This is a genomic window from Sulfitobacter sp. HI0129, from assembly GCF_001635395.1.
GTDB lineage: Bacteria > Pseudomonadota > Alphaproteobacteria > Rhodobacterales > Rhodobacteraceae > Sulfitobacter.
The window spans coordinates 1-909 of sequence record NZ_LWGH01000827.1 but is presented as its reverse complement, the minus strand read 5'-3'; the positions used below and the strand labels follow the sequence as shown (position 1 = coordinate 909).

Sequence of the window (909 nt, the reverse complement as noted above, 5' to 3'; positions counted from 1 at the left end):
GTGTTGGTCATGGGGCGTAGTGAACCTTTGCGTCTTCCAGCACCAATGCGATGGGGGCATCCTTCGGGCTCAGGCGGGCGGCGCGTTCCAGCGCGGCGCGCTTTTCTTTGCCGAAGACCACCAGATGCGTGGCAAGCGCCCCCTGCAGCACACGGCCCGAAAGGGTGACACGTTCGGTCGGTTGCCCCTCCGGTCGGACGGCGATCAGCGCCGGGGCGTGCTGGTCAAGCGCTTCCTCCAGTTCGGCCATGCCGGGAAAGAGCGACGCGGTGTGCATATCCGCCCCCATGCCTAACAGCAGGACCGATAGCGGCAATTCCGGCTCCAGCATCGGGGCGATGTCTTCGGCGGCCTCCTGCGCGGTCATGCCGTCACGGTAGAAGGGCATGAAACGGGCCGCCGCCGCATGTTCGGTGAGCAGCCGTTTGCGCACCAGTGCCGCATTGGACTGACCATCGCTTTCCGGCACCCAGCGTTCATCTGTCAGGAGCACCCGGACCGAGGACCAGTCAAGCCGGGTGCTGCTCAACATGTCGAAGATCGGGCCGGGCGTGGTACCGCCCGGCACTGCGAAGGTCGCCTTGTCATTGGCTGTCAGTACGTTCTTCAACTCGCCCGCCAGCACGTTCGCGACGCTCATGGCCAGCAATTCACGATCGGAATATTCTTTGAGGTTCATGGGGATACCTTTCGCCATTTGCGCCCGTCCCGGCGCATGAGTTCGAACGAATCCGTCGGACCATCGGTTCCGCTGTCATAGGGTTTGGGCACATCGTTGCGCGACTCCCACCCCTGGATGATCGGATCGGTCCAGGCCCATGCGGCCTCCACCTCGTCACCCCGCATGAAAAGGGTCTGGTTGCCGCGGATCACGTCCATCACGAGACGTTCGTAGGCATCCACCTGCTC

Annotated in this window: 1 protein-coding gene and 1 pseudogene; both read right to left on the bottom strand. The window is 63.5% G+C overall.

The annotated features are described in order from the left end of the window. Window positions 1-7: 7 nt before the first annotated feature. The gene (pgl, locus tag A3764_RS19570; RefSeq protein WP_067921895.1) at window positions 8-679 is read right to left on the bottom strand and encodes a 6-phosphogluconolactonase; all 672 of its coding nucleotides are present in this window, start codon (window positions 677-679) and stop codon (window positions 8-10) included. Further along, window positions 676-909: pseudogene (locus tag A3764_RS19565) on the bottom strand (glucose-6-phosphate dehydrogenase); the annotation flags it as partial. The pseudogene A3764_RS19565 and the gene pgl, both read right to left, overlap by 4 nt.

What these genes read in the sequence shown, in the direction of transcription:
- pgl (WP_067921895.1), bottom strand. Translation starts at nt 679, where the DNA reads ATGAACCTCAAAGAATATTCCGATCGTGAATTGCTGGCCATGAGCGTC.